This window comes from Wenzhouxiangella sp. YN1 (assembly GCF_056324145.1).
This window is the reverse complement of the sequence record NZ_JBJNIO010000157.1, coordinates 1-17,670: the sequence shown is the minus strand read 5'-3', so window position 1 is coordinate 17,670 and position 17,670 is coordinate 1. Positions and strand designations below refer to the sequence as shown.

General features: G+C 61.7%; 32 protein-coding genes. All 32 read right to left on the bottom strand.

The genetic code is table 11. The annotated features are described in order from the left end of the window. Window positions 1-60 precede the first annotated feature (60 nt). Window positions 61-1,848 carry an ABC transporter transmembrane domain-containing protein gene (locus tag ACEWQZ_RS12975; protein ID WP_476483527.1) on the bottom strand — a complete coding sequence of 596 codons (1,788 nt, stop codon included), beginning with the start codon at window positions 1,846-1,848 and terminating at the stop codon, window positions 61-63. Beyond that, the gene (locus ACEWQZ_RS12970; RefSeq protein WP_476483526.1) at window positions 1,845-2,033 is read right to left on the bottom strand and encodes a hypothetical protein; all 189 of its coding nucleotides are present in this window, start codon (window positions 2,031-2,033) and stop codon (window positions 1,845-1,847) included. The genes ACEWQZ_RS12975 and ACEWQZ_RS12970 overlap by 4 nt, the downstream gene beginning before the upstream one ends. A gap of 47 nt (window positions 2,034-2,080) precedes the next feature. Next, window positions 2,081-3,667: an AsmA family protein gene (locus ACEWQZ_RS12965; RefSeq protein ID WP_476483525.1), complete on the bottom strand. Its 1,587-nt coding sequence runs from the start codon at window positions 3,665-3,667 to the stop codon at window positions 2,081-2,083. 182 nt (window positions 3,668-3,849) lie between these two features. Then, entirely contained in the window at window positions 3,850-4,236 is a 387-nt protein-coding gene (gene rplQ, locus ACEWQZ_RS12960) for a 50S ribosomal protein L17 (protein WP_476483524.1), read from the bottom strand. 10 nt (window positions 4,237-4,246) lie between these two features. Further along, the gene (locus ACEWQZ_RS12955; protein WP_476483523.1) at window positions 4,247-5,251 is read right to left on the bottom strand and encodes a DNA-directed RNA polymerase subunit alpha; all 1,005 of its coding nucleotides are present in this window, start codon (window positions 5,249-5,251) and stop codon (window positions 4,247-4,249) included. Window positions 5,252-5,305: 54 nt separating this feature from the next. Next, a complete protein-coding gene (gene rpsD, locus ACEWQZ_RS12950; RefSeq protein ID WP_476483522.1) occupies window positions 5,306-5,932 on the bottom strand; it encodes a 30S ribosomal protein S4 in 627 nt (208 codons plus the stop codon). Window positions 5,933-5,959: 27 nt separating this feature from the next. Beyond that, the gene (rpsK, locus tag ACEWQZ_RS12945; protein WP_476483521.1) at window positions 5,960-6,352 is read right to left on the bottom strand and encodes a 30S ribosomal protein S11; all 393 of its coding nucleotides are present in this window, start codon (window positions 6,350-6,352) and stop codon (window positions 5,960-5,962) included. A gap of 11 nt (window positions 6,353-6,363) precedes the next feature. Next, window positions 6,364-6,717 carry a 30S ribosomal protein S13 gene (gene rpsM, locus ACEWQZ_RS12940; RefSeq protein ID WP_476483520.1) on the bottom strand — a complete coding sequence of 118 codons (354 nt, stop codon included), beginning with the start codon at window positions 6,715-6,717 and terminating at the stop codon, window positions 6,364-6,366. A 94-nt stretch (window positions 6,718-6,811) separates the two neighbouring features. Next, the gene (gene rpmJ / locus ACEWQZ_RS12935) at window positions 6,812-6,925 is read right to left on the bottom strand and encodes a 50S ribosomal protein L36 (RefSeq protein WP_476483519.1); all 114 of its coding nucleotides are present in this window, start codon (window positions 6,923-6,925) and stop codon (window positions 6,812-6,814) included. Between the two features lie 39 nt (window positions 6,926-6,964). Further along, window positions 6,965-8,323: a preprotein translocase subunit SecY gene (secY, locus tag ACEWQZ_RS12930; protein WP_476483518.1), complete on the bottom strand. Its 1,359-nt coding sequence runs from the start codon at window positions 8,321-8,323 to the stop codon at window positions 6,965-6,967. After that, window positions 8,323-8,754: a 50S ribosomal protein L15 gene (gene rplO / locus ACEWQZ_RS12925; protein ID WP_476483517.1), complete on the bottom strand. Its 432-nt coding sequence runs from the start codon at window positions 8,752-8,754 to the stop codon at window positions 8,323-8,325. Before rplO ends, secY begins: the two co-directional genes overlap by 1 nt. Window positions 8,755-8,774: 20 nt before the next feature. Beyond that, window positions 8,775-8,969, bottom strand: coding sequence for a 50S ribosomal protein L30 (gene rpmD / locus ACEWQZ_RS12920; RefSeq protein WP_476483516.1), 195 nt, complete (start codon window positions 8,967-8,969; stop codon window positions 8,775-8,777). Beyond that, on the bottom strand, window positions 8,962-9,468 hold the full coding sequence (rpsE, locus tag ACEWQZ_RS12915) for a 30S ribosomal protein S5 (protein ID WP_476483515.1): 507 nt from the start codon (window positions 9,466-9,468) through the stop codon (window positions 8,962-8,964). Before rpsE ends, rpmD begins: the two co-directional genes overlap by 8 nt. A gap of 17 nt (window positions 9,469-9,485) precedes the next feature. After that, window positions 9,486-9,842 carry a 50S ribosomal protein L18 gene (gene rplR / locus ACEWQZ_RS12910; protein ID WP_476483514.1) on the bottom strand — a complete coding sequence of 119 codons (357 nt, stop codon included), beginning with the start codon at window positions 9,840-9,842 and terminating at the stop codon, window positions 9,486-9,488. A 10-nt stretch (window positions 9,843-9,852) separates the two neighbouring features. Next, window positions 9,853-10,380, bottom strand: coding sequence for a 50S ribosomal protein L6 (gene rplF, locus ACEWQZ_RS12905; protein WP_476483513.1), 528 nt, complete (start codon window positions 10,378-10,380; stop codon window positions 9,853-9,855). Window positions 10,381-10,404: 24 nt separating this feature from the next. Continuing rightward, window positions 10,405-10,800 carry a 30S ribosomal protein S8 gene (gene rpsH / locus ACEWQZ_RS12900; RefSeq protein WP_476483512.1) on the bottom strand — a complete coding sequence of 132 codons (396 nt, stop codon included), beginning with the start codon at window positions 10,798-10,800 and terminating at the stop codon, window positions 10,405-10,407. A gap of 12 nt (window positions 10,801-10,812) precedes the next feature. Then, entirely contained in the window at window positions 10,813-11,118 is a 306-nt protein-coding gene (gene rpsN, locus ACEWQZ_RS12895) for a 30S ribosomal protein S14 (protein ID WP_476483511.1), read from the bottom strand. Between the two features lie 12 nt (window positions 11,119-11,130). Further along, window positions 11,131-11,673 (bottom strand): 50S ribosomal protein L5, encoded by a 543-nt coding sequence (gene rplE / locus ACEWQZ_RS12890; protein WP_476483655.1) that lies wholly within the window; start codon window positions 11,671-11,673, stop codon window positions 11,131-11,133. 56 nt (window positions 11,674-11,729) lie between these two features. Further along, a complete protein-coding gene (gene rplX / locus ACEWQZ_RS12885) occupies window positions 11,730-12,047 on the bottom strand; it encodes a 50S ribosomal protein L24 (protein WP_476483510.1) in 318 nt (105 codons plus the stop codon). A 10-nt stretch (window positions 12,048-12,057) separates the two neighbouring features. Further along, complete coding sequence (rplN, locus tag ACEWQZ_RS12880) at window positions 12,058-12,426, bottom strand: 50S ribosomal protein L14 (RefSeq protein ID WP_476483509.1); 369 nt, start codon at window positions 12,424-12,426, stop codon at window positions 12,058-12,060. A gap of 14 nt (window positions 12,427-12,440) precedes the next feature. Then, window positions 12,441-12,701 carry a 30S ribosomal protein S17 gene (gene rpsQ / locus ACEWQZ_RS12875; protein WP_476483508.1) on the bottom strand — a complete coding sequence of 87 codons (261 nt, stop codon included), beginning with the start codon at window positions 12,699-12,701 and terminating at the stop codon, window positions 12,441-12,443. Beyond that, complete coding sequence (gene rpmC / locus ACEWQZ_RS12870) at window positions 12,698-12,898, bottom strand: 50S ribosomal protein L29 (RefSeq protein WP_476483507.1); 201 nt, start codon at window positions 12,896-12,898, stop codon at window positions 12,698-12,700. The genes rpsQ and rpmC overlap by 4 nt, the downstream gene beginning before the upstream one ends. Then, window positions 12,898-13,308 (bottom strand): 50S ribosomal protein L16, encoded by a 411-nt coding sequence (rplP, locus tag ACEWQZ_RS12865; RefSeq protein WP_476483506.1) that lies wholly within the window; start codon window positions 13,306-13,308, stop codon window positions 12,898-12,900. The genes rpmC and rplP overlap by 1 nt, the downstream gene beginning before the upstream one ends. A 3-nt stretch (window positions 13,309-13,311) precedes the next feature. Further along, window positions 13,312-14,001: a 30S ribosomal protein S3 gene (rpsC, locus tag ACEWQZ_RS12860; RefSeq protein ID WP_476483505.1), complete on the bottom strand. Its 690-nt coding sequence runs from the start codon at window positions 13,999-14,001 to the stop codon at window positions 13,312-13,314. A 2-nt stretch (window positions 14,002-14,003) separates the two neighbouring features. Continuing rightward, window positions 14,004-14,336 (bottom strand): 50S ribosomal protein L22, encoded by a 333-nt coding sequence (gene rplV / locus ACEWQZ_RS12855; protein ID WP_476483504.1) that lies wholly within the window; start codon window positions 14,334-14,336, stop codon window positions 14,004-14,006. Window positions 14,337-14,354: 18 nt separating this feature from the next. Continuing rightward, window positions 14,355-14,627: a 30S ribosomal protein S19 gene (rpsS, locus tag ACEWQZ_RS12850; RefSeq protein WP_476483503.1), complete on the bottom strand. Its 273-nt coding sequence runs from the start codon at window positions 14,625-14,627 to the stop codon at window positions 14,355-14,357. Between the two features lie 12 nt (window positions 14,628-14,639). Further along, window positions 14,640-15,467 carry a 50S ribosomal protein L2 gene (gene rplB / locus ACEWQZ_RS12845; protein WP_476483502.1) on the bottom strand — a complete coding sequence of 276 codons (828 nt, stop codon included), beginning with the start codon at window positions 15,465-15,467 and terminating at the stop codon, window positions 14,640-14,642. 26 nt (window positions 15,468-15,493) lie between these two features. Continuing rightward, entirely contained in the window at window positions 15,494-15,790 is a 297-nt protein-coding gene (rplW, locus tag ACEWQZ_RS12840; protein WP_476483501.1) for a 50S ribosomal protein L23, read from the bottom strand. Continuing rightward, window positions 15,787-16,389, bottom strand: a complete 603-nt coding sequence (gene rplD, locus ACEWQZ_RS12835; protein ID WP_476483500.1) for a 50S ribosomal protein L4 — start codon at window positions 16,387-16,389, stop codon at window positions 15,787-15,789. Before rplD ends, rplW begins: the two co-directional genes overlap by 4 nt. Before the next feature lie 11 nt (window positions 16,390-16,400). Beyond that, on the bottom strand, window positions 16,401-17,042 hold the full coding sequence (gene rplC / locus ACEWQZ_RS12830) for a 50S ribosomal protein L3 (protein WP_476483499.1): 642 nt from the start codon (window positions 17,040-17,042) through the stop codon (window positions 16,401-16,403). 13 nt (window positions 17,043-17,055) lie between these two features. Beyond that, complete coding sequence (gene rpsJ / locus ACEWQZ_RS12825) at window positions 17,056-17,367, bottom strand: 30S ribosomal protein S10 (protein WP_116650688.1); 312 nt, start codon at window positions 17,365-17,367, stop codon at window positions 17,056-17,058. A 158-nt stretch (window positions 17,368-17,525) separates the two neighbouring features. Continuing rightward, a partial coding sequence (locus tag ACEWQZ_RS12820; RefSeq protein WP_476481235.1) for an EF-Tu C-terminal domain-related protein occupies window positions 17,526-17,670 on the bottom strand: 145 nt, incomplete at its 5' end.

The following is a 17,670-nucleotide window of genomic DNA, read 5'->3' as shown; positions in this document are numbered from 1 at the left end:
GGCCGCCCCCCGGAGCGAGGCACAGCCGATGACGCCGGGCGAAACCACCCGGCGTGTGGCTCAGCCGGCATCCGCGCCTTCAGCGAGAAACTGCAGCCGCGCAAGGCGCGCATAGAGCGGATTGTCCGCCACCAGCTGATCGTGGCTGCCCTGCGCAACCACCCGGCCCTGATCCAGCACGATGATCCGATCGGCGCGTCGCACGGTCGCCAGGCGGTGCGCGATCACCAGCACCGAGCGATCGCTGCTGATGTCGTTGAGCGCTTCCTGAACCAGACGCTCGCTTTCGGCATCCAGGCTGGCCGTGGCCTCGTCGAGCAGCAACAGCGGTGGCTGCTTGATCAGGGCGCGAGCAATCGCAATGCGCTGGCGTTGCCCCCCCGACAGGCGGACGCCGCGCTCACCCAGAAAGGTCTCGTAGCGTTGCGGCCAGCGCTCGATGAACTCGTCGGCATGCGCTGAGCGTGCCGCCTGGCCAATCGGGCCGTCATCCGCACCGGGCGTGCCGTAGGCGATATTTTCCGCCGCGGTGCCGGAGAACATCACCACATCCTGCGGCACCACGCCCAGGCGCCGGCGCAGCTCTGCCAGATCGAGCTCACGCACATCCACCCCACCCAGACTGATGCCCCCGGCATCGGTGTCGTAGAAACGCAGCAGCAGCTGAAACAGGGTGGATTTTCCGGCGCCCGACGGCCCGACGATGGCGACCGTCTCGCCAGGCTCGATGGCGAAGCTCAGGCCCTGAAGAACCGGCTCGTCGGGGCGCGCCGGATAAGCAAACTCGACGGCATCGAAGCGCACGGACAAAGGCCCTTCGGGCAGACTCAGGGGCGACTCGGGGCTGATGATGGCCGGTCGCGCATCAAGGAGTTCGGCCAGCCGCTCCATGGCACCAGCGGCGCGCTGGAGCTGACTCCAGATCTCGCTGAGACTGGCGGTCGAACCGGCCGCGATCGCGGCGTAGAGCACGAACTGGCCGAGCTCACCCGGCGTCATTTCACCGCTGAGAACCGAGCGCGCCCCCAGCCAGAGCACGAACGTGATGGCACCGAAAGTCATCAGGATGACCAGCACGATCAACAGCGTGCTGGCGCGAATGCGATCACGAGCGGCAACGAAGGCCGACTCGACGGCGTGGGAAAAGCGCTCATGTTCGCGCCTTTCCTGGGCAAATGTCTGCACCGTTTGAACGGCGTTGATGGTCTCATCACCGTGGGCGCTGAAATCAGCCACGCGGTCCTGGGCGCTGCGCGACAGGCGGCGAACCCAGCGCCCCAGCATCACTACCGGGACAATGATGAGAACGATCAGCATGCCGATCACGCCGGCAAGCGATGGCGCGGTGATGACCAGCGCCAGAGCACTGGCCACCAGCATGAGCAGATTGCGCACGCCAAAGGAAACCGTCGAACCAACCAGGGTTTCGACCAGGGTCGTATCGGTATTCAGGCGCGAGAGCACCTCGCCGGTGCGAGTGGTGGAAAAGAACTCCGGACTCATCGACAGTACGCGCTCATAAACGGACTTGCGAATGTCGGCGACCACGCGCTGACCGAGCCAGCTGACCCAGTAAAAGCGCAATCCGCCGCCCACCGCCATCATGGCGGCGGCCGCAAACAACAGCCAGAACCAGCGGTTGATATTGCCGATGTTCTCGGCCATGAAACCATGATCGATGACTCTTCCGACCGCAGCCGGGATGGCCAGCGCGCCGGCAGCCGAAATCACGAGAAACAGCAGGGCCAGCCCGATCTGAAGGCGGTAACGGGCCACGAAGGGCCTGAGAGCCGACAGCGAGCCCATGCGTCGACTGGCCGGGCGTTGTGCAGCGTCAGCCTTGCTCATGCCACCTCCGGGAAGGCCAGCCAGCTGCCCTTCTCCTGCCAACAATTCGACTGATGCGGCGCCGTGCGAGAGCCGCAGAAAATCGCGGTATGACTCATGATGTGTAGCTCTTCGATCAGATAGAAAACGGGCATGATTGACCCGCAACCGATGGCAACTGCAGTGTGCTTCTCAATGGCGACCATGGTACTCCGATTCCGCCGTGCTCCGGCAGCGGGCAAGGGTGACGCCATCACACGTCGTCGGGATTCGACCCGGGCAGCGACTGCGGTAGGTCAGGGGTTGGTCCCAGCGGACTCAGACGCGGTTCGTCCAATGAGCCGAAAACACGAAACGGGAAAGGCGCCTGCGCGTCGTCGATACGCAACACCCCGCCGAGGGTTGCCTCCGGAAACTGCAATGCCGCCCAGCCCGAGCCGGCAAGCTGATCGCCCGAGAGCTCGAACTCGGGTAGCTCCAGATAGCCGGGCATCAAGCGCATCTGTCCGCTGAAGCGATCGAAGTGGTGCATGGCGCTCGACTCGCCCGGGTAGGCGAACGCCAGCCGACCGTCCCATAGCTCGAAGTCGCCCTCGAGCCGATAGCCGCGCCCGCCCTTCCCGGGCCAGCGCAACGACACCCTTGCCTCGCCGCTGCCTTCCACTGCCGGCGCCAGATGCTGCCACTCGAGCAGGGTCTCAAGCGATGCCAGGCTGACATCGAGCTCCATGGACTGGTGCCTGTCGCGCTGCAGCACGCCGCTGGCCTCGACCAACCCGCCTGGAAAAACGCCCGCCAGGTTCACTCCCAGGCCGGCCGAGCGGGAACGCAGTTCAATGCGAACCTGAGACAGTTCGACAGCCCCGAGACGCAACCCATCGAGCTGTATCTGCGAGCGCAGATCAAGCTGGGCAGACAGTGTCGCCAGCACTTGCGGGAGGCTCGCTGTTCGATCACCGAAGGGCACCCGGCGGACTGCCAGCCAGTCCAGCTGGCGTCCGGCAACGAGCAGATCCAGCGCCGGCCTGGATCCGCCGTGGAAATTGAACGACAGATCGAAGGCCGCATCCGCCGCCCGCAGCTGACCACCGGCGAGACTGATGCGGAAGGGGCCGTCACCGCTCATTGCCAGCTCGCCGGCCAGACTGACGCGCTTGTCGCTGCCGGCCAGTCGACCGCTCACTTTCAGGTCCCGAAGACGGATCGGGCTGGCCGCCGACCGGGGTACGTGCAAGTGCCCCTGAGCGTTCATCCCCTCAAGCAGCGCGGGCTGACCAAGATCACCGCGAAAGCGGAAGGCCACCGTCTCGTCGAGGCTGAACCGCTCGAGCTCGATCTCATCAATCATGATGGCAGCCGGGGCGCGCTGCCCCTGGGGCATCAGCACCCGCACGTTCCGCAGCGCCAACGAGCGCCCGGAGAACAGCCGCGCCGACGAACGCAGCGCCGAAAGCGGATCACGCCCCTGGTCTGCACGCTGGGCGTCGGTACCCCGAAGGTTGATCACCGCGCCGTCGAGCTGCATGCGACCGGTGGCCAGCTCGCCCTGAAGCAGGGGCAGAAATTGAAGGGTCATGCTCAAGCGCTCGGCGCGCAGCGTCGGCAGGCTGGCCCGATCACTCGGGCGGCCAAGGACCACGTCTTCGGCTACAACTCCGGGCCGCGGAAACAGATCGAACTCGAGGCCGCCGACGATTTCCACCCGCCGGCCGACCTGTTCGCTGAGTCGATCCGAAATCAGGGCCTTGAGGCGGGCTTCGTCGAACAGAATCACCGCCGAACCCCAGAGGCCGAGAACGATGATGGCCAGGGCGGCGGCAAGTATGATCGTTCGTCGCATCGAAAACCCCGCGGTCGACAGCCGGCGCGACCGCTGCGGTCACGCCTGCGGCCATTGTAGCTCAGCCAGGCCTGCTGGCAGGCCGGCTTCGGGCTGGCTCCATGGCTGCAGCGCGAGCACGGGGCATAAAAAAACCCGGCACGGTGGCCGGGTTTCCTGAACCTCCGGTCGGTAACCGGAATTTAATCGGCTGATTCGGCTTCCGGGCTGTCAGGCCGGCCCACCAGTTCGACGTAGGCCATGGGTGCCTTGTCTCCGGTACGATACCCGCACTTGAGAATGCGCAAGTAACCACCGGGTCGGTCGGCATAGCGCGGCCCCAGCTCGGCAAACAGCTTGCCCACCGCATCACGGTCACGCAGGCGATTGAAAGCCGTACGGCGAGCCGAGAGCTTGTCTTCCTTGGCCAGCGTGATCAACGGCTCGGCAACCCGCCGCAGCTCCTTGGCCTTGGGCAGCGTGGTCTTGATCAACTCATGCTCGATCAGACTGGTGGTCATGTTGCGAAACATCGCCTGACGATGGGGCGAGTTGCGATTGAGTTTACGACCTGCTTTACGATGACGCATCGTTCTCTCCTCAGTGCTCGGTGCGCGCCAGCGACGGCGGCGGCCAGTTTTCCAGGCGGGTGCCCAGTGACAGATCGTGGGTCGCCAGCACCGTCTTGATTTCGGTCAGTGACTTCTTGCCCAGGTTCGGGGTCTTCAGCAGCTCCGTTTCAGTTCGCTGAACCAGGTCGCCCACGTACTGGATGTGCTCGGCCTTGAGACAGTTGGCTGAACGCACGGTCAGCTCGAGATCGTCGATCGGTCGCAGCAGGATGGGGTCGAAGGTTTCCGGTTTGACAACCGCTTCGTCTTTCTCGCGTGCCACGAACTCGACAAACACCGACATCTGATCGACCAGTATCCCCGCAGCCAGCTTGACCGCGTCCTCGCAGCTCATGGTGCCGTTGGTTTCGATATCGAACACCAGCTTGTCGAGGTCGGTACGCTGGCCAACGCGCGCACTTTCAACACTGTAGGCGACACGGTGCACCGGGCAATAGGATGCGTCGAGCTGCAAGCGGCCAATCGTGCGCGTCTCTTCTTCATTGAACTTCAGCGCAGCGGCGGCGTGGTAGCCAACGCCTCGCGTCACCTTGAGCTGCATCCGCAGCTTGTTGTTCTTCGTGAGGTTGCAAATCACGTGTTCCGGGTTGATCACCTCGATATCATGATCGAGCTGGATGTCTCCGGCTGTCACGGGGCCCTTCTTGTCCTTGCTGAGCGTCAGCGTGGCTTCATCGCGATTATGCATGCGAATGGCCACGTCCTTCAGATTGAGCAGCACCTCGACGATGTCTTCCTGCAACCCCTCAATGCCGGTGTACTCGTGCAGCACACCATCGATTTCTGCCTCGGTGATGGCGCTGCCCGGGATCGAGGACAAAAGAATACGCCGCAGCGCATTGCCCAGGGTATGGCCAAAGCCGCGCTCGAGCGGCTCGAGCGTAATGCGGGCCCGCCGTGACGAGATCTCGTCGACGATCAGCCCCTGGGGCTTGAGCATCGTGCCGATAAGTTCGCTTATCTGGCCTGACATGTTTGCCTCTCCAAATTCGGTTTTCGTGTGCAGCGCGGGCGGGCAGCCCACGGCTTACTTCGAGTAGAGCTCGACAATCAGATTCTCGTTGATGTCAGGCGGCAGATCGTCCCGCTCGGGACTTGCCTTGAACACCCCCTCCATCTTGTCGAAATCGACATCGATCCATGCCGGCACCAGGTCAAGCTCGCGCGCAACGCTGATCGCTTCCTGAATGCGCAGCTGCTTGCGCGCCTTCTCACGCACCGCGATGCGATCCTCGGGCTGCACCTGATACGAAGGAATGTTGACCACCTTGCCGTTGAGCTCGATCGACTTGTGGCTGACCATCTGACGAGCCTGTGCGCGGGTGACGGCAAAGCCCAGACGATAGACCACGTTGTCCAGACGATTTTCCAGAAGCTGAAGCAGGTTCTCGCCGGTAGCGCCCTTGCGTCGGGCCGCTTCCTTGTAATAGTTGTGAAACTGCCGCTCGAGCACGCCATACATGCGGCGCACCTTCTGTTTCTCGCGCAGCTGCAACGCGTATTCCGACAGGCGCTGGCGGCGGCTGTCGCCGTGCTGCCCCGGCGGCTGATTGAGCTTGCACTTCGACTCAAGACCCCGCGCGGGGCTCTTGAGGTTCAGATCGACGCCTTCGCGGCGTGCGAGCTTGCAGGTGGGTCCAGTATATCTAGCCATATCTCTTTGAGTCTGCCTGCCGCTGACTTAGACGCGACGTTTTTTGGGTGGACGACAGCCGTTGTGAGGAATCGGCGTGACGTCGACGATGTTGGTGATCTTGAATCCCGCTGCGTTGAGGGATCTGACCGAGGACTCCCGCCCCGGGCCCGGCCCGTTGACGCGAACCTCCAGGTTGGTCATTCCGAACTCCTGGGCCGTTCGTCCGGCGTTGTCGGCCGCCACCTGGGCGGCAAAAGGAGTCGACTTGCGCGATCCGCGAAAGCCCGACCCACCGGATGTTGCCCAGGAGATCGTGTTGCCCTGACGATCGGTAATCGTGATGATCGTGTTGTTGAACGACGCATGCACGTGGGCGATGCCATCGACAACTGTCTTTCTGACCTTCTTCCGGCTCTTGCTGGTCTGTTGTTTGGCCATGAATTCCTACCTCAACGAATCGGACGGCGCGGACCCTTGCGGGTACGGGCATTGGTCTGCGTGCGCTGGCCACGGACCGGAAGACCACGACGATGACGCAGACCGCGGTAGCAGCCCAGATCCATCAGTCGCTTGATGTTCATCGACACCTCACGACGCAGGTCGCCTTCGACGGAAATCTGGCCAACGGCCTGCCGCAGCTTTTCCTGCTCTGCCTCCGTCAGGTCGCGCACCTTGGTGTCGGGCGCGACACCGGTTGCCTCGCAGATCTGTATGGCTCGGGTACGCCCGATGCCGTAAATGTTTGTCAGCGCCACCCAGACATGCTTCTGGACGGGCAGATTGACGCCTGCTATACGTGCCATGTGCTTGCTCCGTAAACCTTTACGCCCACTCGACGCAAACCAGCAATAATACCGCTTTTTGCGGCATTTGCCAAGCCCGTCACGCGGTATTGTTTCATCCCTGCCGCTGCTTGTGTTTGGGATCGCTGCAGATCACGTAGACCATGCCCTTGCGGCGAACCACCTTGCAGTGACGGCATATTCTCTTCACTGATGCCTGAACCTTCATTGTTCCTCTCCACACTTTCTGGCCGAAACGGCCCTTTATTCAACGGCGCACTACGCCACTGCGTCCGTAACTCTTGAGGTTGGACTTCTTCAGCAGACTGTCGTATTGATGCGACATCAGATGCGCCTGCAGCTGCGCCATGAAGTCCATCGTCACCACCACGATGATCAGCAGTGAGGTGCCCCCGAGATAGAACGGAACGTTCCACTGCATGATCAGAAACTCGGGCAGCAGACACACGGCAGCCAGATAAAACGCGCCGACCAGCGTCAGGCGGGTCAGCACATAATCGATGTACTCGGCCGTCTGCCGGCCAGGCCGGATGCCTGGAATGAAAGCTCCGGACTTCTTCAGGTTGTCGGCTGTCTCCTTGGAGTTGAAGACAATCGCCGTATAGAAGAAAGCAAAGAACATCACCAGGCCGCCGTACAGCGCGATGTAAATGGGCTGCCCCGGGGTCAGTTGCTGCGAGATCGACTGCAGCCATCCGGACTCCCCGGCCTGTCCGAACCAGGTCGAAATCGTGGCCGGGAACAGCACCAGGCTGGAGGCGAAGATCGCGGGAATCACACCCGACATGTTGACCTTCAGCGGCAGATGCGTGGACTGGCTGCGATACGCCTGACGCCCCTGACGCTGGGCATAGTTAATGGTGATCCGCCGCTGGCCACGCTCCACGAAAACCACGAACGCCGTGACCGCAAGCGCCAGCGCCAGCAGGAAAGTGGCCGTCAGCACGCCCAGCTGACCGGTGCGAACCAGTTCCAGCGTCGAGCCAATGGCCGTGGGCAGCCCGGCAACGATACCGGCGAGAATCAGGATCGAAATCCCGTTGCCGATACCGCGCTCGGTGATTTGCTCGCCCAGCCACATCAGGAAGACGGTACCCGCCGTCAGCGTGATTACCGCCGCCATGACGAACCCGGGTCCGGGATTGATGACCACCGGCAGGTTGGCGCCAGCGCTCTGGCTCTGCAGCGCCACGGCCACGCCAAATGACTGGAAACCGGCAAGCAGCACGGTGAAGTAGCGTGTGTACTGGGTGATCTTGCGGCGACCGGATTCGCCTTCCTTGCGCAGCTGCTGCAGCTGAGGAACCGCATGGCTCATCAGCTGCATGATGATCGCCGCTGAAATATACGGCATGACGCCCAGAGCGAATATCGAGAAGCGGCCCAGTGCGCCACCGGAGAACATGTTGAACATGTCCACGATCGTGCCGCTGGACATATCCATCAGCTCGACCAGGGCGATCGGGTTGATGCCGGGAACCGGGATGAACGTGCCAAAGCGGAATATCAACAGCACCACCAGCACCACGAACAGGCGCTGGCGCAGCTCCTTGAGGCGTCCGATGCCGCCAAGCATTCCGGCCATGTCCGATGGATTGCGTGCCATTACTCGACCTTGCCGCCCGCGGCCTCGATCGCCTTGGCCGCACCGGCGGTCACGTGCAGTCCGCGCACGGTTACAGCGCGCTCCAGGCTGCCCTTGTTGATCAGGCGTACCTTGCGCGTGGCCGCGCTGATGAGACCAGCCTTCTTGAGCGCGTCAAGATCGATCACGTCGGCGTCCATGACGCTGATCTGATAAAGCCTCAGCTCCGCGGTGTGGCGATTGACCGCAGAGCGAAAGCCGACTTTCGGCAAACGCCGCTGCAGTGGCATCTGACCACCTTCGAAGCCCACCTTGTGGTAGCCGCCCGAGCGTGACTTCTGCCCCTTGTGACCGCGGCCGCCGGTCTTGCCGATACCGGAACCAATGCCGCGCCCCACGCGCTTGCGCTCGCTGCGGCTGCCTTCTGCGGGCTGAATCGAATTGAGTTTCATGTCACAGTCCAATGTTGAGTTCAGGCGTTTTCAACCTGTAGCAGGTACTCGACCTGGCGAATCATGCCGCGGATGGCCGGAGTGTCTTCCAGCTCCACGGTATGATGCAGTCGTCTCAGGCCCAGGCCTCGCACCGTCAGGCGATGCTTGCCGATGGTGTTGCAGAGCGAACGCACCAGCGTCACTCGCACCTTTCCGGTTGCGTTCTCAGCCATGATATTCCAGAACCTCCTCGATCGACTTCCCGCGCTTGATCGCAACCTGTTCCGGCGAGGCCATGGCCTGCAGGCCCTTCAAGGTCGCGCGCACCAGGTTGATGGGGTTGTTCGACCCCAGACTCTTGGCCAGCACGTTGTGGACTCCCACCGCCTCGAACACAGCACGCATCGGGCCGCCGGCAATCACACCGGTACCGTCAGAGGCCGGCTGCATGTACACCCGGGAGCCGCTGTGGCGAGCGTTGACCGGGTGCCAGAGCGTGCCCTCATTGAGAGAAATGCGGACCATGTCGCGACGAGCCCGTTCCATTGATTTCTGGATGGCCAGCGGCACTTCCCGCGCCTTGCCATAACCGAAGCCAACCTTGCCTTCGCCGTCGCCGACTACCGCCAGCGCCGTAAAGGTAAACTGGCGGCCGCCCTTGACCACCTTGACCACACGGTTGACCGCGACCAGCTTTTCAATCAGATCGTCGGTGCTGTTATCTCTAGCCATGATGAATTCCGTTAACGTTAAAACTTCAGACCGGCTTCACGCGCGGCATCTGCCAGCGCCTTGACCCGTCCGTGATACCTGAAGCCCGAACGATCGAAGGCGACGCCCTCGATGCCGGCCTCAATGCTGCGCTCGGCAACCTTCTTGCCAACCCGCTGTGCGGCTTCCACGCTGCAGGTGCTCTTGAGCCCTTCGGCCAGATCCTTCTGCAGTGTCGAGGCGGCCGCAACGGTGCGCTGGCCGCCGGCATCGATAACCTGCGCGTAGATATGGCGGCCCGAGCGATGCACGGTGAGCCGTGGCTGGCCGGAGCGCGTGATCCGGGCGCGGTTCTTGCGCGCCCGCCGCAGTCTGGATTGATTCCTGTCGTTCATGTTCGATTCCTCAGGCCTTCTTGGCTTCCTTCATCACCACGCGCTCGTCGGCGTAGCGAACACCCTTGCCTTTGTACGGCTCCGGCGGACGATGTCCACGAATCTCGGCGGCCACCTGCCCGACCAGCTGCTTGTTGCTGCCCTTGACCAGGATTTCAGTCTGGCTGGGGGTCTCGATTGAAACGCCCTCGGGGATCACGAAATCAACCGGGTGACTGAAACCGAGCTGCAGATTCAACTTGTTGCCCTGAACCTGGGCGCGGTAACCCACACCGATCAGCTCCAGCTTTTTTTCAAAACCATCCGTCAGCCCATGAATCATGTTGGCAATCATGGAACGCATGGTGCCGGCCATGGCCATGGTACCGGACTCATCGGGAGCGACGCTGACCACGCCGTCATCAACAGTCACGGTCACTGTGGGATGAACCTGCATTTCCAACTGGCCGTTACTGCTCTTGACCTTGACCACGCCGTCGACGTGACTCAATTCCACGCCTTTGGGCAGATCGATTGGCGCTTTGGCAATTCTCGACATCGTTTGTCTCTCCGAAAAACTCTATCAGGCGACCAGGCAAAGAACTTCGCCGCCGTGGCCCTGTGCACGCGCCTCACGGTCGCTCATCACGCCATGCGACGTGCTCACGATGGCTACGCCCAAACCGTTCTGAACGCGCGGCAGTTCACCGCTGCCGAAGTAACGCCGTCGGCTGGGCAGGCTGTAACGCTCCAGTCGATCGATCACGCCTCGCCCTTCCACGTACTTGAGCGAAATGCTCAGGAAGCGCTTGGCGCCGTCTTCCTCGACGCTGTACTCGCGGATATAACCCTCCTTCTGGAGGACTTCCGCGATGGCAATCTTGCCTTTTGATGCCGGCATGCTCACAACGCGCTTGTTCACCGCTTGCGCGTTCTTGATGCGTGCCAGCATATCGGCAATGGGGTCACTCATGCTCATTGCACTCTCTCCTTACCAGCTGGCCTTGCGCAGACCGGGAATATCGCCGCGCATGGCCGCTTCCCGCAGCTTGTTGCGGCTGAGACCAAATTTGCGGTAGTAGCCGCGGGGCCGCCCCGACTGACGGCAGCGATTGCGCCGACGTACCGGCGAGGAGTCGCGCGGCAGCTTGTTGAGCCTGTGCATCGCTTCCTGCTTTTCGTCGAAATCGACTTCCGGGTCGGCAATAATGCGCTTGAGCTCGGCACGCTTTTTCGCATACTGCTGCGCAAGCCTTGCCCGCCGCACGTCGCGCTGAACCATTGATACCTTCGCCATACCTGCTACTCCTTACCTGGCCCGGAACGGGAAGCCGAACGCTTCCAGCAGAGCCAGTCCTTCTTCATCGGACTGCGCGGACGTGGTTATAGCCACATCCATACCGCGCAATGTATCTACCTGGTCGTAATTGATCTCGGGGAAGATGATCTGCTCCTTGATTCCGAGATTGTAGTTGCCGCGACCATCGAACGACTTGCGCGGCACCCCGCGGAAATCGCGCACGCGCGGCAGCGCGACGTTGATCAGTCGATCGAGAAATTCGTACATGTGCTCTCGCCGCAGAGTCACCATGCAACCGATCGGGTAATCATCACGAATCTTGAAGCTGGCAACCGACTTGCGGGCACGGGTGATCACCGGCCGCTGACCGACGATCTTGGCCATGTCAGCCATCGCATTCTCGATGACCTTCTTGTCTCCCACCGCTTCGCCAACGCCCATATTGACCGTTATCTTGGTGACTTGCGGCGCCTGCATCGGGTTGGAATAGCCAAACTTCTCGGTCAGCTTTCCGACAACCTCTTGTCTGTAAAAATCTCTTAGCCTTGCCATTGTCAATTCCAGAAAGTTTTCATTTTCGAGCCGCCTGCCGGCTGGCCTCATCGCCTTCAGATATCAACCACTTCACCGGTCGAACGATAGAAGCGCACCTTGCGGCCATCTTCCAGAGACTTGAAGCCCACCCGATCGCCCTTGCCGGTCGCCGGATTGAACACCATCACGTTGGAGGCGTGGATGGGCGCCTCGCGCTCGATGATTCCGCCAGGCTTCTGTTCCTGCGGGTCCGGTTTCTGGTGGCGCTTGACCATATTCACGTTCTCCACCAGAAAACGCCGATCCTTCAGCACTCTGAGCACGTGACCGCGCTGACCCTTGCTGCGGCCGGCAATCACGATGACTTCGTCGCCCTTGCGAATACGTTCCATCTTGAACTCCTTACAACACTTCCGGCGCGAGCGACACGATCTTCATGAACTGACCGGTGCGCAATTCGCGTGTTACCGGCCCGAAGATACGGGTTCCAATCGGCTCGAGCTTGCTATTGAGCAGCACCGCCGCATTACCGTCGAAGCGGATCAGCGAGCCATCACGGCGACGCACGCCCTTGGCGGTTCGCACCACGACGGCGTTGTAGACTTCGCCCTTCTTCACCTTGCCGCGCGGGATGGCCTCCTTGATGGTGACCTTGATGACATCGCCAATATTCGCGTAACGACGCTTGGAGCCACCCAGCACCTTGATGCACTGAAGCTCTCGCGCTCCGCTGTTGTCGGCTACCGAAAGCCTGGATTGCATCTGAATCATGTCTATCGCTCCGCTTACTGGGCCCGTTCAACCACTTTGATCACTTGCCAGGCCTTCGACTTCGAAATCGGCCGGGTCTGCTCAATGCGCACGGTATCGCCTTCATTGCAGCTATTGTCGGCATCGTGGGCATGGACCTTGCTGGAACGGCGAACGTATTTGCCGTACAGCGGGTGCTTGACCAAGCGCTCCAGACGAACCGTCACGGTCTTGTCCATCTTGTTGCTGACAACGCGCCCGACGACGCTGCGCTGTTTGCGATCTTCGCTAGTCATGCCTTGTTTCCATCCTGCTTCTGGTTAAGCACAGTCTTGACCCGTGCGATCTGCTTGCGAACACGGCGCATGTCATGGGGCGTGCCCAGCTGGCCGGTGCCATGCTGCATGCGCAGGGAGAACTGCTCCTTGCGCAGGTCCAGCAGCAGCCCGTTGAGTTCGCTGGAACTCTTGTCTCGAAGTTCACTCGCTTTCATTACAGCGTCCTCGCTACAAACGTGGTGCGAACGCTCAGCTTGGCGGCCGCAAGCCGGAATGCCTCGCGCGCAACGTCCTCACTGACGCCCTGAATCTCATAGATCATGCGTCCGGGCTGAATCGGAGCAACCCAGTATTCCACGTTACCCTTGCCCTTGCCCATCCGGACCTCGACCGGCTTGTTGGACACCGGCTTGTCGGGAAAGACCCGAATCCACAGCTTGCCGCCACGCTTGACGTGTCGAGTCACCGCCCGTCGGGCCGATTCGATCTGACGTGCCGTGATGAAACCACGCGTGGTTGCCTGCAGGCCGTACTCGCCGAAGCTGACGCGGTTACCCACGTTCGCCAGCCCGCGGTTACGCCCTTTCTGCTGCTTTCTGAACTTGGTACGTTTCGGCTGCAGCATCGTTTAGCTCTCCTTGCGCGCGCCGCCCTTGGACGGTGCCTTTTCCGAACTCTTCTCGGCATACAGGTCGAAAACCTCGCCCTTGTATACCCAGACCTTGATACCGATGATGCCGTAGGTTGTTGCCGCCTCGGCAGTGGCGTAATCGATATCAGCGCGCAGCGTATGCAGCGGCACGCGACCTTCGCGATACCACTCGCTGCGGGCGATATCGGCGCCGTTGAGCCGGCCACCCACCTGCACCTTGAAACCCTGGGCGCCCAGGCGCATGGCATTGCCAACCGCCCGCTTCATGGCGCGCCGGAACATGACTCGGCGCTCAAGCTGTTGAGCAATGCTTTCGGCCACCAGGCGCGCGTCCAGCTCCGGCTTGCGAATCTCGTTCACGCGGATGTGCGTGGGAACGCCCATGATCCGACTCACCTGGCGCCGCAGACGCTCGATATCCTCACCTTTCTTGCCAATCACGATACCCGGACGTGCGGTATGCACCGTGATCTCGGCGGACTTGGCGGGACGCTCGATCTCGATACGGCTGACCGCGGCGTGCGACAGGTTCTTCTGCAAGTACTTGCGCGCCTCGAGATCGGTATTCAGCTGGTCGGCAAAGTCGCCTGACTCCGCATACCACTTGGCGGCCCAGTCTTTGGCAATACCGAGACGAAATCCGGTTGGATGTACCTTGTTACCCATGATTAGCCCTCTGTCACGACAATGGTGATGTGACTGGTGCGCTTGAGAATTCGCGTAAAGCGGCCCTTGGCGCGCGGCATGCCGCGCTTCAACACCGGCCCCTCGTCGACGAAGATGGTCTGCACCTTCAGCTCGTCGATATCGGCCCCGCTGTTGTGCTCGGCGTTGGCGATCGCAGACATCAGAACTTTCCGAACGATCTGCGCAGCCTTCTTGTTGCTGAACATCAGCACTTCTTCTGCCCGCTCGACAGGCAAACCGCGCACCTGGTCAGCGACCAGACGGGCTTTTTGCGGCGAGATACGCGCGCCTCTGAGCTTTGCTGTAGCTTCCATCACCGTCTCGAACCCTTGTTACTTGGATCTGCGGTCACCGCTGTGACCCTTGAATGTCCTGGTCGGCGCAAATTCGCCGAGTTTGTGACCCACCATGTTCTCGTTGATCAGGATCGGCATGTGCTGCCGACCGTTGTGCACGGCAATGGTCAGACCGACCATTTCGGGCATGATCATCGAGCGACGCGACCAGGTCTTGATCGGACGCCGGTTGTTGGTTTCGACAGCCGCTTCCACCTTGGCTTGCAGGTGGTGGTCAATGAACGGCCCTTTCTTGATCGAACGTGGCATAGCGATTTCCTGTTACTTGCGCTTGCGCGGACGCGTGATGTACATGTCTGTGCGCTTGTTTGTACGGGTGCGCTTACCCTTGGTCTTGATGCCCCACGGCGTGACCGGATGGCGACCGCCGGACGAGCGGCCTTCACCACCGCCATGCGGATGGTCGACCGGGTTCATTGCCACACCACGCACGGTGGGACGAACGCCGCGCCAGCGATTGGCACCCGCCTTGCCCAGCTTTTGCAAACTGTGCTCGACGTTGGCCACCTGACCAATGGTTGCCCGGCAGCGGGCGTGAACCTTGCGGACCTCGCCGGAGCGCAGCATCAGCGTTGCATACTGACCCTCGCGCGCCACCAGCTGTACCGCCGCGCCGGCACTGCGCGCCAGCTGCGCGCCCTTTCCCGGGCGAAGCTCTACGGCATGCACCTGCGTTCCCATCGGAATAGAGCGCAGCTCCATGGCATTGCCCGGCTTGATCGGAGCCTCGTTCCCGCTGAGGATCTCCTGCCCTGCACGCACGTGGCGGGGCGCCAGGATGTAGCGACGTTCGCCATCGATGTACTTGACCAGGGCAATATGCGCGCTCCGGTTCGGATCGTATTCGATCCGTTCGACCGTGCCGCGAATGCCGTCCTTGTCGCGCCGGAAGTCAATGCGGCGATAGTGGTGCTTGTGACCACCGCCGCGGCGCTTTGTCGTTGTCCGGCCGGCATTGTTGCGCCCACCGGTGTTGTGCTGAGACTCCAGCAGCGGCGCATGCGGCGCACCCTTCCACAGATGCAGATGGCGCAGCTGCGCGCGGCCTCTACGGCCCGGAGATGTCGGCTTTGCTTTGAGGATTGACATGGTTCTGTTCCCGGCTCGCTATATATTCAGTCGGCCAACACATCGTCGATGGTCTGGCCGCTCTTGATTCGCACGTAGGCCTTCTTCCAGTCCTTCTGGCGCCCCGGCACCAGGCGAAAGCTCTTCTGCTTGCCCTTCATGTTCAGGACCTGCACTTGCTCGACATCCACCTCGAACAGGCTTTCCACCGCGCGCTTGATATCACTTTTGCTGGCGTCACGGCGAACCTCGAAAACGTACTGATTGCTGTCCGCCTGGAGGCGCGCGGTCTTTTCCGACACGTGCGGCCTGCGGACAATCTGGTACATGTGCTCATTCTTCATGCCAGCCACTCCTCGATCTTGTTGACGGCCGCACGCGTCATGACGACCTTGTCGGCACCCACCAGGCTGACCGGATCAAGCGCTCCGACGGCCAGGGCCCGGAGCCCGGAGACATTGCGACTGGCGAGCTCGAGATTGCGCCCGAGTTCGACGTCGACCAGCACGCCGCGGCTCACGCCCAGATCAGCCAGCAACGCCATGAGCGCGCTGGTCTTGGGCTGCTCCAGCTCGAACTGCTCGACCACCAGCAGGCGCTCCTGCCGCACCAGCTCGGACAGAATCGCTCGAATCCCGGCGCGATACTGCTTGCGATTGACTTTTTGGCTGAAGTCCCGGGGCTGTGCCGCGAAGGTGACGCCGCCGCTGCGCCACAGCGGGCTGCGAATACTGCCCGCACGCGCATTGCCAGTGCCCTTCTGGCGCCAGGGCTTGCGCCCGCCGCCGGACACCGCCGCGCGGTTCTTCTGCGCCTTGGTGCCGGCCCGGCCACCGGCCAGATAGGCAGTGACGACCTGATGCACCAGGCTTTCCGAAAATTCACGACCGAAGACCTGATCGGACACCTTGATCGTGCTGCCGCCGCTAATTGCCAGTTCCATCACTTTCTCCTTCAGGCCTTGATCGACGGACGAATCATGACGTGACCGCCGGTCGCGCCCGGAACAGCGCCATGAATCAGAATGAGATTGCGCTCGGCATCGACGCGAACGACCTGCAGGTTCAGAGTCGTCTGACGGGCGTCACCCATGTGACCAGCCATCTTCTTGCCCTTGAACACGCGACCGGGCGTCTGGCACTGCCCGATGGAGCCGGGCGCGCGGTGAGCCAGCGAGTTACCGTGCGTTGCGTCCTGGGTGCGGAAGTTGTGCCGCTTGACCACACCGGCAAAACCCTTGCCCTTGGTGGTTCCGGTAACGTCAACTTTCTGGCCCGCCTCGAATCGCTCGACCGTCAGCTCGGCGCCGATCTCGAGACCGTCTTCAACGCTGTCCGCGTCCAGACGAAACTCCCACAGACCTTCGCCAGCCTCGACACCCGCCTTTGCGTAGTGCCCGGCCAGAGGGCGGGAAACCAAAGACGTACGCTTGCCGCCGCAAGTAACCTGAATGGCCGAATAGCCGTCCGATTCCTGTTGACGAATCTGCGTGATCCGGTTGGGGCTGACCTCGAGCACCGTCACCGGAATGGAGTTGCCCTCCTCGGTGAAAATGCGGGTCATGCCGCGCTTGCGTCCTACCAGTCCGATAGCCATTGCTCTACTCGCCTCAATACAGCTTGATCTGAACGTCAACGCCCGCAGCCAGGTCCAGCTTCATCAGGGCATCAACCGTCTTGTCATTGGGATCCACGATATCCAGCAGCCGCTTGTGAGTGCGGATCTCGTACTGATCCCGTGCGTCCTTGTTGACGTGCGGCGAGATCAGCACGGTATAGCGCTCCTTGCGCGTGGGCAGCGGAATCGGCCCACGAACCTGCGCACCGGTGCGCTTGGCGGTATCCACGATTTCCTGGGTCGAGCGATCAATCAAGCGATGATCGAAACCCTTCAAACGAATACGGATTTTCTGTTCGGCCATTGCCGTACGCCTTCAGTCTGTAAAAGATCAAATCTCTATGCCGGCCTTTCGGCAAGCACGCTCGCGATCCCGAGGATCGCCGGCCCCACGGGGCTGGTCATGCCAGTCAATGAGCGCCGCCGCGCCGGAACATCCAGCGCAGGCTCTCAGGGACCGGTTTATTCGATGATTTTCGACACCACGCCGGCACCCACGGTACGGCCGCCTTCGCGAATGGCGAAGCGCAGACCCTCTTCCATGGCGATCGGCGCGATCAGCTTGACGGTCATCTGCACGTTGTCGCCGGGCATCACCATCTCGGTG